At 57.4% G+C, this 14,390-nt stretch carries 13 protein-coding genes; 2 read left to right on the forward strand and 11 right to left on the reverse strand.

The genetic code is table 11. The annotated features are described in order from the left end of the window. Positions 1–88: 88 nt before the first annotated feature. Entirely contained in the window at positions 89–1,252 is a 1,164-nt protein-coding gene (locus INT20_RS07460) for an S-(hydroxymethyl)glutathione dehydrogenase/class III alcohol dehydrogenase (protein ID WP_193056691.1), read from the forward strand. A 122-nt stretch (positions 1,253–1,374) separates the two neighbouring features. Here INT20_RS07460 and INT20_RS07465 read toward each other — a convergent pair whose 3' ends face one another. The 6 genes from INT20_RS07465 to mtnB all read right to left on the reverse strand — a co-directional run bounded on the left by INT20_RS07465 (position 1,375) and on the right by mtnB (position 7,086). Continuing rightward, positions 1,375–2,457: a substrate-binding domain-containing protein gene (locus tag INT20_RS07465; RefSeq protein ID WP_226912079.1), complete on the reverse strand. Its 1,083-nt coding sequence runs from the start codon at positions 2,455–2,457 to the stop codon at positions 1,375–1,377. A 42-nt stretch (positions 2,458–2,499) separates the two neighbouring features. Continuing rightward, the gene (locus INT20_RS07470) at positions 2,500–3,588 is read right to left on the reverse strand and encodes an ABC transporter permease (protein ID WP_319643848.1); all 1,089 of its coding nucleotides are present in this window, start codon (positions 3,586–3,588) and stop codon (positions 2,500–2,502) included. Continuing rightward, positions 3,524–5,017 (reverse strand): sugar ABC transporter ATP-binding protein, encoded by a 1,494-nt coding sequence (locus tag INT20_RS07475; RefSeq protein WP_193056692.1) that lies wholly within the window; start codon positions 5,015–5,017, stop codon positions 3,524–3,526. The genes INT20_RS07470 and INT20_RS07475 overlap by 65 nt, the downstream gene beginning before the upstream one ends. A 168-nt stretch (positions 5,018–5,185) precedes the next feature. Then, the gene (locus INT20_RS07480) at positions 5,186–5,734 is read right to left on the reverse strand and encodes a 1,2-dihydroxy-3-keto-5-methylthiopentene dioxygenase (protein ID WP_193056693.1); all 549 of its coding nucleotides are present in this window, start codon (positions 5,732–5,734) and stop codon (positions 5,186–5,188) included. 48 nt (positions 5,735–5,782) lie between these two features. After that, positions 5,783–6,502, reverse strand: a complete 720-nt coding sequence (gene mtnC / locus INT20_RS07485; RefSeq protein WP_193056694.1) for an acireductone synthase — start codon at positions 6,500–6,502, stop codon at positions 5,783–5,785. Further along, positions 6,499–7,086, reverse strand: a complete 588-nt coding sequence (gene mtnB, locus INT20_RS07490; RefSeq protein ID WP_193056695.1) for a methylthioribulose 1-phosphate dehydratase — start codon at positions 7,084–7,086, stop codon at positions 6,499–6,501. Before mtnB ends, mtnC begins: the two co-directional genes overlap by 4 nt. Positions 7,087–7,212: 126 nt before the next feature. Here mtnB and mtnA point away from each other — a divergent pair, with 126 nt between their 5' ends. Beyond that, complete coding sequence (mtnA, locus tag INT20_RS07495) at positions 7,213–8,229, forward strand: S-methyl-5-thioribose-1-phosphate isomerase (protein WP_193056696.1); 1,017 nt, start codon at positions 7,213–7,215, stop codon at positions 8,227–8,229. Between the two features lie 12 nt (positions 8,230–8,241). Here the strand turns inward: mtnA and recQ are convergent, their stop codons facing one another. From recQ to INT20_RS07520, 5 genes are all read right to left on the reverse strand, one after another. Beyond that, entirely contained in the window at positions 8,242–10,062 is a 1,821-nt protein-coding gene (gene recQ, locus INT20_RS07500) for a DNA helicase RecQ (RefSeq protein WP_193056697.1), read from the reverse strand. Positions 10,063–10,140: 78 nt separating this feature from the next. Further along, on the reverse strand, positions 10,141–11,001 hold the full coding sequence (locus tag INT20_RS07505) for a carbohydrate ABC transporter permease (protein WP_193056698.1): 861 nt from the start codon (positions 10,999–11,001) through the stop codon (positions 10,141–10,143). Further along, complete coding sequence (locus INT20_RS07510; protein WP_193056699.1) at positions 10,998–11,882, reverse strand: carbohydrate ABC transporter permease; 885 nt, start codon at positions 11,880–11,882, stop codon at positions 10,998–11,000. Before INT20_RS07510 ends, INT20_RS07505 begins: the two co-directional genes overlap by 4 nt. Positions 11,883–11,942: 60 nt before the next feature. Further along, positions 11,943–13,223 carry an ABC transporter substrate-binding protein gene (locus INT20_RS07515; protein ID WP_193056700.1) on the reverse strand — a complete coding sequence of 427 codons (1,281 nt, stop codon included), beginning with the start codon at positions 13,221–13,223 and terminating at the stop codon, positions 11,943–11,945. 18 nt (positions 13,224–13,241) lie between these two features. Continuing rightward, the gene (locus INT20_RS07520) at positions 13,242–14,369 is read right to left on the reverse strand and encodes an ABC transporter ATP-binding protein (RefSeq protein ID WP_193056701.1); all 1,128 of its coding nucleotides are present in this window, start codon (positions 14,367–14,369) and stop codon (positions 13,242–13,244) included. Positions 14,370–14,390 lie beyond the last annotated feature (21 nt).

A 14,390-nucleotide genomic window follows, 5' to 3' on the forward strand; every position in this document is an offset into this window, starting at 1 on the left:
CTCTGTCTTGATTTGACCGGAGTACTCGCTGGGGTAATTTAACAAAACGTTATAACGTATCATTTTAGCTCAAGTAAAAGGAGAGAAAATGAAAACGCGCGCCGCGATTGCATGGGAGCCGAACCGCCCACTGGAAATTGAAGAAATCGACCTGGAAGGCCCCAAAGACGGTGAAGTGCTGGTCCGCATTGTTACCACCAGCCTCTGCCATACGGATATGTTCACGCTTTCAGGGCGCGACCCCGAAGGGCTATTCCCTGCCGTGCTCGGTCACGAAGGCGTAGGGGTCGTCGAGGAAGTGGGCCGTGGTGTTACATCGGTTAAGCCCGGGGATCATGTGATTCCTCTCTACACGCCCGAAGACCCCAACTGCCCCTATATCAAGTCGGGTAAAACCAATCTTTGCCAGACGATTCGCGAGACACAAGGGCGCGGCGTGATGCCTGACGGCACCTCGCGGTTCTCTTACAAAGGGAAGATGATCCATCACTATATGGGGACCAGTACTTTCAGCGAATACACGGTACTGCCTGAAATTGCGGTCGCAAAAATTGCTAAAGAGGCGCCACTTGCCAAGGCAAGTGTTATGGGCTGCGCGGTGCCGACCGGGATGGGGGCGGTGCGCAATACTGCTAGGGTCACACCTGGCGCGACCGTCGTGGTTTTTGGCTTAGGCGCGGTGGGCATGGCGGTAATTCAAGGCGCCAAAATGGTCGGCGCTGGCCGTATTATCGGTATCGATACCAACCCCAACAAGTTCCCGCTGGCACGGGACATGGGCGTAACGGAGTGCGTTAATCCCGCCGACTTCAGGCAGCCCATCCAAGAAGTCATCGTCGAAATGACCAATGGCGGCGCAGATTACTCCTTTGAATGCATTGGCAATGTCAACGTAATGCGTGCGGCACTGGAGTGCTGCCACAAAGGATGGGGTGAGTGTACGGTGATCGGCGTGGCGGGCGCGGGAGAAGAAATTTCTACGCGACCCTTTCAACTGGTGACCGGGCGTGTATGGCGTGGCTCTGCATTTGGCGGTGTGCTAGGGCGCAGTCAGCTGCCGGGGATGGTAGATGAATGGTTACGCGGCGACTTCGATGTCGACCCCTACATTACCCACAATATGACGCACGATCAGATCAACACCGCCTTCGACTTGCTGCACGCGGGCAAATCGATCCGTTCGGTCATCCATTTCCAGCCCAAGGAGACGATGCAACCGGAAGGACTGGCAGGCAAGATTGTTTCAAGCTGAACATGTACGCTTAGAAGGTAGGCGGGTTCTGATTGAACCCGCCTCCGTGTAACCATAAAAAAGCCCGCTACCAGTTCCAACGTTGCATAGCTTTTGAATGGCTGGTTTGCCACTGTCCAGGATTAACGCTCAGGCAGGGTCAGCCAATCAGCCAGTACTACCTCAGCATGGGAGAACTGCGGCATATTTTCACCCAGCGTCTCCATGTTGGTGATGGCGTTATCGTTCAGGAAGTCCTGAGTAATCAGCGTGGGCGGCACGATAACCTGCTGGCTGGGCTCTTCACCGGCCATTAATAGCGCTAGCGTACGTACCGAGACTTCGCCCACCACGGTTGGGTTGGTGGCAACCGTTGCGGCCCAGGGCGAGCCGGGCTCACGCATGGCGGCAATGTCGGAGGTGGAGATATCGGCTGAATAAATAGCGATATCCTCACCCAGACCCATTTCATCCACGGCTATTTTCACGCCCGCTGCAAACTCATTGTAGGGCGCGAAGAACACATTAATCATCGGATTGGCCTGAATCACCGCGCGGGCCTGATTGGCAACCGAGTTGGCGATCGGGTTATCCAGGGTGCCAAAAACTGCGGCTTCGGTCACACCTGGGTGAGCTTCTTTAAAATCTTCCCAAGCGGCGTTGCGGCGATCAAGCGGCGCGATACCAGGCACGTAAACATAGCCTGCGGTAAAGCTGTCACCGTTATCCTGTAGCGCCTGGTTAAGCACTAACTCGCCCAGCAGATAATCGGACTGCTCGACTTGCGGGATGGCGGGGTTATCCACTTCCACATCGAATGCGACGACATCAATGCCCGCCTCTACGGCGCGCTGAGCGGCATCTTTCATGGACTCCGGCAGCCCGTGCTGAATGATGATGCCATCTACGCCGAGCGCGATAGCCTGGTCCACCATATCTGCCTGCAGGGCCGCATCTTGGCGGCTATCCAGCACGCGCAGGTTCACGCCCAGCGCAGCGGCTTGCGCCTCTACACCCGACAGATAGGCTTGAAAGAAATCGCCCGTGGAGATATAGCGGATAAGCGCGATGGTGACATCTTCCGGCGCATCAAAGGGTGCCGGGCGCTCTTCGGCCGTTGCAAGGCTCGTTCCCAGTAGCGCCATGGCGGCGGTAAAACTGACCGCAAAACGTTTGAGCATACGGTGTTTAAGTGCAATGTTTTTAAGTACAAGGTGTTTAAGCATAGCGGTGTCCCGGTTGTTAACATTTTTAGCGTTGAAGCGTTATTAATAACGGCCTGATTGGCCACGCCGTGAGGAGAGGTAAAAGGTGAACATGAGTGCCACCACCAATACCGCGCCTTTAACAAAGTCCTGCGTGTAGTAGGGCGCATTCATCATCGTCATGCCTTGAAGAAGTATCCCCACAAAAAGTGCGCCCATGGCAGTGCCAAACGCGTTGGGGCGTGCAGCACCTAGTACGGCAAAGCCAATTAGCGCGGCGGCCACGCTATCCAGCAGCAGGTTATTGCCGCTGGCAATATCGCCCCGGCCTAAACGGGCGGCCAGCAAAATACCGCCAATCGAGGCGGTAACACCAGAAATCATGTACGCCGCGATCTTGTAGCGCTCCACCGGCGCGCCCACCAGAGCGGTCGCACGCTCATTGGAGCCAATGGCATACATCAGCCTGCCGTGACGGGTAAAGCCCAGAAACAGCCAAATAGCGACCGCAATCAGAACAAACACCACCACCGGCACCGGAATCAAACGCTCCAGAATAAGGTCAAACCGGTGCCTGCCTAGCCACAGAAACGCCGCCGAGAACGTGCCTTCTGCGGTGGAACCATCGGCCAGCGACATACCGGTGGCGATAGAGTTGCCCTGGGTAGGAATGCGCTGAAGGCCAATCAGCAAAAACATCATGCCCAGGGTGGCCAGCAGGTCAGGGATGCGGAACTTGACGATCAGAAGACCGTTAATAAGCCCGATGAAAGCCCCCATCAAAAGACACACAGCCACGGCCACATAGGCGGGCTGTTCGAGGACGACCATACAGTACGCGGCCAGCATCAACGACGTGGTGGCCACGGCACCAATGGATAGATCAAACCCGCCCACCACTAGCGTGGTGGTCACGCCCAGCGCCAGAATACCGGTAATCGCCACAGACTGAAGTACAAATACCGCCGAACGCGGGTTCGCAAAGCCAGAGGCCGCCAGGCTGAAGTAAACCACCAGCGCTACCAGCAGAAGCAAGAAACCGTAGCGAATGGCTAGCTCCAGGCAGCGAGCTTTCGCGGCGCTAGCATTAGGCTTTTCCGGAGGCCTGGGCGACGAGGACGTTGAGGTCGATATCTCGGTTGGATTGCTCACCAGCAATGGCTCCTTCATGTAACACAATAATTCGGTCAGCGATTTCAATCGCCTCGTCTAGTTCAGAAACAAACACCAGCGTTGCGCGCCCTTTGGCGGTTGCCCGGATATGGCGGCCTATATCCTGCCTTGCCCCGATATCCACACCTTGAAAGGGCTCATCCAGCAGTAACACGCGGCTGGGCGATTGAAGCCAGCGTCCGATCATGACCTTTTGCTGATTGCCTCCGGAAAGCGTGCCAATCGCATCCGCGTGGGATTGGCAGACAATCCCCAACTGGGCAATCATTTGCTCTGTGCTGGCGCGCTGCTGGCGGGCACTCAGAAACGCTCCACGGGTAAAGGCTTTTAAAAACGGCAGCGTCATATTGTCGGCGATATTGAAATCCCCAATCACGCCGTTGGTCGCTCTGTCTTTTACCGACATGAACACGCCCCGGGCAAGCGCTTCGCGTACATTGGCGGGCGCATAGGGCTGACCATCGACCTGCATGGTACCGCTGCTTAAAGAGCGCAGCCCAAACAGGGTCTCGACAAGCGCCGACATCCCACTGCCCAGCAGGCCGGTAAACGCGACAACTTCGCCATCACCCACGTTCAAACTGACCGGCGCCGCGCCTTGAGTCAGTTCGACATTTTGTAGCGTCAGGATAGGCGCGCCCGGTGTTGCCGGCTCAATATCGGCATTATTGATCGCCTGACCCAGCATGGCATGCACGGCGGCGGTGAGATCCAGCGGCGCTTGATCAAATACGCCGGATATCTGCCCATCGCGCAAGCAGATGATGCGATCCGCCAAGCGCCTGATATCGGACATGCGGTGCGATATATACACAATCGCCACGCCCTGGGCGCGCAAACGGTCGATCACCGTAAACAAGCGCTCGGCTTCGGTAGCGGAGAGTGACGAGGTCGGCTCATCCAGAATCAAAAGTCTGGGGGCGTGGGCCATGGCTCTGGCGATGCTGATCATCTGCCGGTCAGCCACCGAAAGATCGGCAACGCGGGCGTTCAGATCGATATCCAGCCCCATGGCATCGGCAACTTCGCTTGCCTGCTGACGAAGCTTCTTGGCGCTGACCCATAAGCCGTGCGCGCCGGAGGCTAGTCGATCCAGCATCAGGTTGTTGGCCACGTCCAGGTCGGGGATGACGCCGTCATCGATGGATTGATGTACGGTCACCACGCCCTGGTGAATCGCCTCACGCGCATCGTGGGGGTGGTAGGGCATATCGGCAAGCTGCATCTGGCCGTGGTCGGCTGCGTGGTAGCCGCTAAGTACCTTAACCAGGGTCGACTTGCCTGCCCCATTGGCGCCCATCAATACGACGACTTCGCCAGCACTGATACGCATATCAATGCCACGCAAGACCTGATTGTTCCCAAAGGATTTATGAATCCCCTGGATATCAAGTACGCTCGCTTGCAAGACGTTTCTCCTTGGTAGGCATACGCTGTGAAGGGCGCAAGATCATCGGTAACGGAAGTTGGAAAGTCAATCGCCGTGGCAGGGTATATGGCAAGCACGAAAAGCCTGAGGCCAGCGCAAAAAAGGACGCGGGAATTGAACCCGCGTCCTTTTAGTTACTGCCGATATTTACAGCTGATCAATCCGGTCAAACTTGCCGGCGATATCGCTCTCGGTCCAGTGGGGTACCCAGCCTTCCACGTTGTCGAAGAAACGCAGCGCGGTGAATTCAGGCGCCGGGCCCATATCGAACCAGTGCGGTGTATTGGCGGGTACGCTGATCAGGTCGTTGCGGGTGCACAGCACCTGGTACACCTTGTCGTCGATATGCAGGCAGAAAAGCCCTTGGCCTTTCACGAAAAAGCGCACTTCGTCCTCAAAGTGGCGATGCTCGTTTAAAAACTTCTGGCGCATGGCATCCTTTTCAGGATGCGTAGGCACCATGTGCAGCACATCCACCGTCTGGTAGCCGCCTTGGGTTTTCAAGCGTTCGATGTCGTCCTGGTAGAGCGCCAGAATATCGTCCTGGGTAGCGTCGTCGGCGATCTCGCCCGGCGTTGCCCAGCGCTCAAATAGCACGCCTACACGGTTGAGTTCGGCCTTGATCTGCTCTCCGTCGGTAATATCGACCAGCGCGTTGTTCGGGTCTTGATCGGCAAATACTTTAAGTTGTGACATTGAGGCGCTCTCCGCTAGCTAATACTTGAACTGTTAAAGGCTAAGTTGTTAGAGATTGATCTCATCGAAGCTTGTCACGCAAGCGTGCTGCGTACCAGCCTGAGTACCTTCACGCACCAGTTGTAGCGTTTGCATGCCCGCCTGCTTGGCGGCATCCAACTCTTCTACCACATCGGATAGAAACAGGATTTCGTCGGCGGGGAGCTGTAGCTTGCTGACAATATGCTGATACGCCAAGGCTTCGCGCTTGTGACCGATATGCGTATCGAAGTAGCCGCTGAACAGCGGCGTTAAATCGCCCTCTGTGCTGTAGCCAAACAGCAGCTTTTGCGCCTGCACGGAGCCTGACGAGTAGACGTAAAGCTGCTTCCCGGCTTCTCCCCACTGACGAAGACGCGGGGCGACATCGCTATACAGATGCCCTTTAAAGGCGCCACGTTGATAGCCATCGGCCCACATCATGCCCTGAAGTGCCTTGAGCGGCGTGACTTTTTGGTCAGTTTCGATCCAGTAGAGCAGCGTTTCGATCACTTTATCCAGCGAGGCGTCCGGCTCCTTGAGCTCATCGCGCACTGCGGCTATCTGCTCTTCTATATCGGGTTGCGCTGAGTGAGTGTAGACAAATTCGGGGAGCTGATCATGAGCGTAGGGGAACAGCACCTTATGCACAAAGCTGATATCGGTGGTGGTGCCTTCGATATCGGTGACCACGGCGCGAATGCTGGTGTTATCAATATCTGGCTTATTAACATCTGGGTTATTAATCATTTGGACCACCGGCTCTCTTCAAGGACACAGGCAAGTAAAAACTCAATGGCTTCCAAATGGCGACGACACTCGGCAATGGTCTCGCCGACGGCATAAATACCGTGGCCCGCGACCAGAAAGCCCCAGGGCATCGGCCAATCTGCCCGTACGTGGTCGGCCAGCTCGCTCATATCCTGGGAGTTGGGTACCACCGGCAAGTGAATGGTGGCGTCATGCGTGCTATTACCTTGTAGCGCCTTTTGCATTTCAAAGCCGCTTAGCGCAATGCCTTCAGGAAAACGACGCGAAAGGACGGTGCTTGCCACGGTGTGGGTGTGCAGTACGCAGCCGATCTGTTCATCCATCCGATAAAGTGCCGCGTGAAGGTCACTTTCTGCACTGGGTTTACCGCTGCCTTCAAGTACGCGCCCTTCAAGGTCGCAAAGCAATAAGTCATCGGCTTGAATGCGCGTTTTATCACGGCCCGAGGCGGTGACCAGATAACCTTGCGGCACACGGGCAGAAAAATTACCGCCCGTGGCGGGCGTCCAGCCTTGCTGGGCCGCCCAAGAGATCGCTGCTAGCAGTTCGTCTTGTAATATCATCGTAGGGTCAGTATCGCGTCGCTTTCAAAGGCCTTCATTCTATATGATATGCTCCGCGGCTGATAAGCCACGCGCCGTATTCGTTCTTTCCATACGTTCTTTATCGCAGTACTCAAGGAGCCCCTGATGCCTCATCTTCAGTCACGCAGTTTGCGGGTGTATGCCGACTCGCTTGAGTATCTGGATCAGACTCGCCTGCCGCAGGCCGAAACGTGGGTACGCTGTGCAAGCCCGGAAGATTGGCAGGTGGCGGTCAAAAGCCTGGCGATTCGCGGCGCGCCGCTGATTGGCCTGAGTGCGGCCTTTGTGTTGGCACAGTATGCGGCGCAACATCCCGGTCAGGAGAGCGAGTGGCAGTTGGTAAGTGACCGCTTACGTGCCACGCGCCCCACGGCGGTTAATTTGATGTATTGCCTGGATGCCATGGAGGCCTGCTTTGCTCAAGGACCGGCTGCGCTTTCTGAGCGCGCCGCCGCGCTGTTTGAAGAGGACCGCGAGCTGTGTTTGCAGATGGCCGAGCGCGGCGCGGACTTGCTGAAAGACGGCGAGCGAGTGCTTACTCACTGCAATACCGGCGCCCTGGCCACGGCCGGGGTCGGCACGGCGATTGGCGCGCTGGCGGTGGCCAAAAAGCGTGGTGTAGCGCTGCATGTCTACGTCAACGAAACCCGCCCGCTGCTTCAGGGTGGGCGGCTGACCGCTTGGGAAATGGCCGACCTGGATATTCCGTATCAGCTAATTGCGGACAGCATGGCCGCAAGCCTGATGGCCGCCGGTAAAGTGGATAAAGTGATGGTCGGTGCCGACCGCATCTGTGCCAACGGGGACTTCGCCAATAAAGTGGGCACTTACATGCTGGCGGTGGTCGCCAGCTACCACCAAGTGCCGTTCTACGTGGTGGCGCCTTACACCACGGTAGACAAAGCTTGCGCCACTGGCGATGACATTCCGATCGAACAGCGCGACGCCGCAGAAATACGCGGAGCCACCGGGGCGTTCGGGGATGTCGTCTGGGCGCCGGAAAATGCGCCGGTGTGGAACCCTTCGTTTGATGTCACGCCCGCCTCGCTAGTGACCGGCTGGGTGCTGGATACCGGCGTGTTTGACGCTGCCGCTATCGCCCGTGGTGAACACTGCCGGTAACGGCCTCTGTACTTAAAGCGTGGCATCGCCGTGGGTTTGAATCACCGCCAGAAAACCTTCGCCGTAATCCTCAAGCTTGCGTGCGCCAATGCCGGAGATATCGCCAAGCGCCTGCAAATTCTGCGGCTTCTGCTCGACCATTTCGGCAAGCGTGGCATCGTGGAAGATGACGTAAGCAGGCACGCCCTGGGCTTCGGCAAGCGCCTTGCGGTGCTGGCGTAGGGATTCCCACAGCGCGCCGTGACCCGGCGTTGCCGAGGCGCCTTTGTTTCCGCGTCGGGCGGCCTTGGCTTTGCTGGGCTTGCGCAGGGTCAACGACTGCTCGCCGCGCAGCACCGGCTTGGCGTTTGCCGTTAAGTGAATCCCGCCATGACCTTCCATATCCACGCTTAGAAAGCCGCTGGCGATCAATTGGCGAAACAGCGCCTTCCATTCGTTGGCCGAGAGATCCTTGCCGATGCCAAAGGTGCTGATCTTGTCATGACCAAAGCGGGTGATGCGCTCGTTGTTTTTGCCCAGCAACACATCCACCAAGTAGGTGACGCCGAAGCGCTGCTCGGTGCGGTAGACACACGACAACGCTTTTTGCGCGGCCACCGTGGCGTCCCAGGTCTCAGGCGGCGTCAGGCAGTTGTCGCAGTTACCGCAGGGCGCATCCAAATGATCGCCGAAGTAGTGCAAAAGCGCCTGGCGGCGGCAACTGATGATCTCGCAAAGCCCCAGCATGGCATCGAGCTTTTGCTGCTCGATACGCTTCTGGTGATCATCTGCGCTGGAGTTCTGCTGCATCTGACGCAGCGTAATCACATCCTGCAAGCCGTAAGCCATCCACGCATCGGCGTGGAGACCATCACGCCCGGCGCGGCCGGTTTCCTGATAGTAAGCTTCAATGCTCTTGGGCAGGTTGAGGTGGGCGACAAAGCGCACGTCCGGCTTGTCGATGCCCATACCAAAGGCGATGGTGGCCACTACCACCACACCATCTTCGCGCAGAAAACGCGTCTGGTGATGCTGGCGCTGCTCGGCGGGAAGTCCAGCGTGATAGGGCAGCGCGGTTAGCCCCTGGCGCTCAAGCCAGGCGGCGGTGTCATCTACCTTGCGCCGAGATAGGCAGTACACAATCCCGGCTTCGCCTGCGTGGTTGTCGCGGATAAAGCGCAGCAACTGTTCACGGGCGTTGCCCTGATTTTCAGCGATATGGTAGCGGATGTTGGGGCGGTCAAAGCCGCTGTTATAAAGCGCTGCCTCGCCCAGTTGCAGGTGCTCAATGATATCGCCTCGCGTGGGCACATCGGCGGTGGCGGTGAGCGCGATTCGCGGCACTTGGGGAAAGCGCTGATGAAGCTGAGAGAGCTGGCGATACTCAGGGCGGAAGTCATGGCCCCACTGGGAAACGCAGTGGGCCTCGTCAATCGCAAACAGGGCAATCCGGGCCTGCTCAAGAAGCGCCTGCATACGCGGCATGGCAAGCCGCTCGGGGGCGACGTATAAAAGGTCCAGCTCGCCTGAACGCAGGCGATTCTCCACCTCGACCGCCTCATGGTAATCAAGGCTGGAGTTGAGATACGCAGCGCGTACGCCGTTCTGTACGAGTGCTGCCACCTGATCCTGCATCAGTGCGATCAGCGGGGAAACCACGACGGCGGTGCCTTCGCGTAACAACGCGGGGATCTGGTAGCACAGCGATTTACCGCCGCCGGTGGGCATCAGGACCAGCGCATCGCCACCGGCAACCACATGATCAATAATCGCCTGCTGTGGGCCGCGAAAGCTGTCGTAGCCAAAGACTTCCTGCAGCACCGTGAGGGCCGCCGGGTTGGGTTCGCCGTGCATCCTCGCTCTCCTTTTTGCCGAGCGGGGATTGTCGCACGAAAAGCCGCTTGCCCGTTGATTAGGGTTTTCGTACTAAGCCTAACGGATGCCAGCCCGTAGGAAAGACTGCACAAACTGGCGCTGAAAAAGCAGAAACGCCACTAACAGCGGCGCGATACTGAGTAGCGTGGCCGCGCTGACCGTTGCCCAGTTAACCCCCGTTTCCGGGGCGGAAAATACGCCCAAGCCAACGGTTAACGTGCGGCTTTCCACCGAATTGGTGACCACCAGCGGCCATAAAAAGTTGTTCCAGTGATGGCTAATGGAAACCAGTCCATAGGCTAGGTAGGTAGGCTTGGCCAACGGTACGTAGACCTTCCAGAGAATTTCCAGCCAACTGCAACCTTCTATGCGCGCGGCATCTTCAAGCTCGCGCGGAATGGTCTTGAACGTTTGGCGCAGCAGGAAAATACCAAAGGCGCTGGCCACATAAGGCAGGCCAATACCGGTGATGGTATTGATTAATCCCAACTCGCTGGCGATACGGTAGTTCTCCACGATCAGCACTTCGGGAAAGACAAACAGCTGAATCAGCACCAGCATAAACAGCAGGTTTTTACCCGGAATGGGAAACCGTGCAAAGGCAAAGGCTGCCAGCGTACACACCACAAATTGGCCCAATACCACGCCGGTAACCAGGGCAAAGGTGTTGAAGTAATAGCGGGCGAAGGGCGCTTGGGCCCAGGCGTTAACGAAATTATCCAGCGTCAGGGGGGCGAATAGATCAAAGCGCACCATAAATTCGCTGGGGTGGAAGGCCGCCCAAAAAGCGTACAGCAGCGGAAAAATCCAAATCACCGCCAATAGCCACGCCGCCAGAGTTTCAAGCGATGGAAGTGATAGTTGGCGAGATCGAGGCGTAGGTTTTTTGGCGCTTGAGTGTATTGTCGTTGAACTCATTGGTAGTGCGTCCTGCGGTCCAGGATCGTGAACTTCAGCGTGGCAACCACCGCGAGTACCAGCAGAATCACCACTGTGATGGTGGCCGCCGTGGTGCGATCAAAAAACGAGAAGGCATTTTCGTAGACGTAATACAGCAACAGGTTGGTCGCGTTATTGGGGCCGCCCTTGGTCAGAATAAACAGGTGATCAACCACGCGTACCGCATTGATTAATGCGTTGATCAGCACAAACAGCGTGGTGGGCATCAAGAGCGGAAACGTCACTCGCCAGAAGAAGCTCCAGCGGCTGGTGCCTTCAAGATCGGAGGCTTCTTTTAGCTCGGGCGGAATGCCTTGAAGCGCCGCGAGATAAAAAATCATAAAAAAGCCGGCTTCTTTCCAGACCGACATCACCATCACCGAGCCCAGCGCGACACTTGGGTCGCCCAGCCAATTCACCCCGGAAAACCCCAGCGCCCCGAGCAGCTTGTTAAACAGGCCAATTTGCGGGGCATAGAAAAACATCCAGATATTGGCTGCGGCAATCATGGGCAAAATAGTTGGTGTGAAGTAGGCCATGCGCACAAGGCCGCGCCCCGGCAGTTTGCCGTTAACGAATAGTGCCATGCCGAGCGCCAAGGCGATGGAGGCGGGGATTGTGCCCAACGCGTAGATCAAGTTATTGCGCGCCACCTTCCAGAACTTGGCGTCATCGAACAAAAAATGATAATTCTCAAGCCCGACAAATTCCGGCGGGGCACCGCGAAAGCCGGGCAGAAACAGGCTTTGAATCACGGTCGTAATCGTGGGTAGGTACGCAAAAGTGGCTAACAGCACGGCAGCGGGCAGTAACAGCAGCGCGCCATACATCTGCATTTTGTGGTGGGCGGTTAATGCCATGGGGAACGGCTACTTATAGGAAACGCCGGGGCGAACCCCGGCGAATGGGTAAGAAAGGGCTTAACGTGCGTAACGCCGCAGTATGGCGTCCGCTTCCTGCTGGGCCTGGTTAAGCGCGGCTTCCGGTTCCATCTGGCCGGTTAACGCTGCCTGAACGGCGTTATCCAGCGTGCGACGAATGCGGCCACCCTGATAGGTGGAAAGCTCGGCAGTACCATATTCCAGCTGGTCGCGGGCAACAGCGGCGGGCGGGAAGCTCTCCACGTATTCGCGCAGCGCGTCAGTCTCGTAAGCGGCGGGGCTAACGCCCATGTAGCCTGTTTCAATCGACCAGTCGGCGGCGCGCTCGGGTGCGGTCATCCAGCGGATAAACGTCATCGCAGCGCGCTGCTCCTCTTCAGAGGCATCTTTAAAGACGTAGAAGTTGCCGCCGCCGGTGGGGCTGCCGCGCTGGGTGTTCATGGGCAGCATGGCGACGCCAAAATCAAAATCGGCTTCATTGCGCACGGCGGTTAGATTGCCGGTGGTATGCCACATCATGGCGGTAGATTGCTCAAGGAAGTTCTGGCGCAGCGTGCCCCATTCGATGGTGCCATCTGGCATGGCGTCATGTTCGGTTGCTAGCGACACCCAGTACTCAAGCGCTTCAACGGCGGCGGGGGCATCAAAATAGACCTCGGTGCCGTCTTCGCTCATCAAGCGGTGGCCGTTCTGAAACGCGAACGCCTGGAACATCCAGTACGGGTAGCCGGTAGACGGCACCATCACGCCCCACTGCTCCCCGTTGGAGGCTTCGCGAACCGTTGCCGCCATCTCGGCCATTTCCTGCCAGTTTTCTGGCGGGATTTCAGGGTCTAAACCGGCCGCTTCAAAAGCGTCCTTGTTCCAAAACAGCACAATGGTGGAGCGCTGGAAAGGAATGCCGTAGGTGTCGCCATCCAACTGGCCGTTTTCCATCAAACCGGGGTAGAAGCCGTCAAGCCAGTCGCGCTCTTCATCGGTTTCGACCAGATCATCGAACGCCACGATGGCGTCCTGCTCAACCAGTTCGTAAAGATCAATCGAGAACATCACCGATAGCTGCGGTGTATCGCCTGATTCAATTGCCGACATGGTGCGCACGCGGGTGTCGTCGTAGTTGCCGGCGTAGATGGCTTCTACCGAAATGTCGGGATGCTCACTCTCAAACTCGGCCACTAAGTCGTCAATGACATTGGTCAGCGCGCCGCCCACTGAAACCGGGTAGTACATGGTCAGGTCAACGGTATTCGCGTTGACCTGGGTGGCGCTTAACATGCCAGCCACAAGCGCGGTGGTAGCGAAGGGGATACGCAAACGCATAAAAAGACTCCACGAATATCAGTGTTGGAAAGAGCCCACCGCCGGTGGACGAGAAACAACGCGAGGCGAGCCTGGTAACGCACTTGGCAAAACGCTATCCAGACGTAACCCGTTATTTGCAAACAAGTGGGCGTTTTCTGGCGCCCAATAGAGCCGACACGTGCCGTTAGTCAGTGCGGGTTTGCCATTGATGCGCACGCGCAGGCTGTGTCCGCCCACTGCCACATGGACAATCGTGTCGGCGCCTAAATACTCCTCGCTAAGTACGGTGGCCAGCACGCCTGGCTCCGACGCCGGGCGCAGCTCAATATCCTCCGGGCGAATACCTAGCTGACCGCCAACGGCTTCCAGCGGTGCGACCGTGGTGGTTGGCTCGCCGTCGATAACAGCGCCTTGGTCGCCTTTAATAAGTGGCAGCAAGTTCATGGCAGGACTCCCTATAAAGCTAGCGGCAAAGGCGCTGGCAGGCTGGTTATAAAGCGCGTCAGGCGACCCGTCCTGAACGATGCGGCCGTGCTGCATCAGAATCACGCGGTCCCCCATGCTCATGGCCTCGACCTGATCGTGGGTCACGTAAATCACCGTCATATTCAGGCGGCTTTGTAGCGCCTTGATTTCCCGGCGCATATCGCTGCGCAGCCGCGCATCCAGATTGGAGAGTGGCTCATCCATCAAACAGATCGGGTGTTCCGAGATAATCGAGCGGGCCAGCGCCACCCGCTGGCGCTGGCCACCAGAGAGTTGGGCAGGTTTACGGTTCAGGTAATCGGTAAGGTCGACAAGCTCGGCCACCTTAGCCAACCGCTCGCGCTGTTCAGCTTTAGGCACTTTGCGGCTGCGCAGGCCAAACACGATATTGTCGGCAACGCTTAGATGCGGGAACAGCGCATAGGATTGAAATACCATGCTTAAGCCACGGTCGCCCGGCGGCAGGCGCGTAACATCACGCTCACCAATATGGATCTGACCGTCGCTTGCCTCTTCCAGGCCTGCAATCATGCGCAGCGTGGTCGACTTCCCACAACCTGAAGGGCCCAGCAGAATGACAAACTGGCCGGGCGTTACTTCAAAAGAAATTTCATCGACCGCAGCCGTCGCGCCCCAGCGTTTAGTAACGCGCTCCAGGCGGATACGCGATTGGCTCATACACACAGGCTCATGTCTTCA

Origin of the sequence: Halomonas citrativorans (assembly GCF_014898005.1) — a bacterium.
Classification (GTDB): Bacteria; Pseudomonadota; Gammaproteobacteria; order Pseudomonadales; family Halomonadaceae; genus Vreelandella; species Vreelandella citrativorans.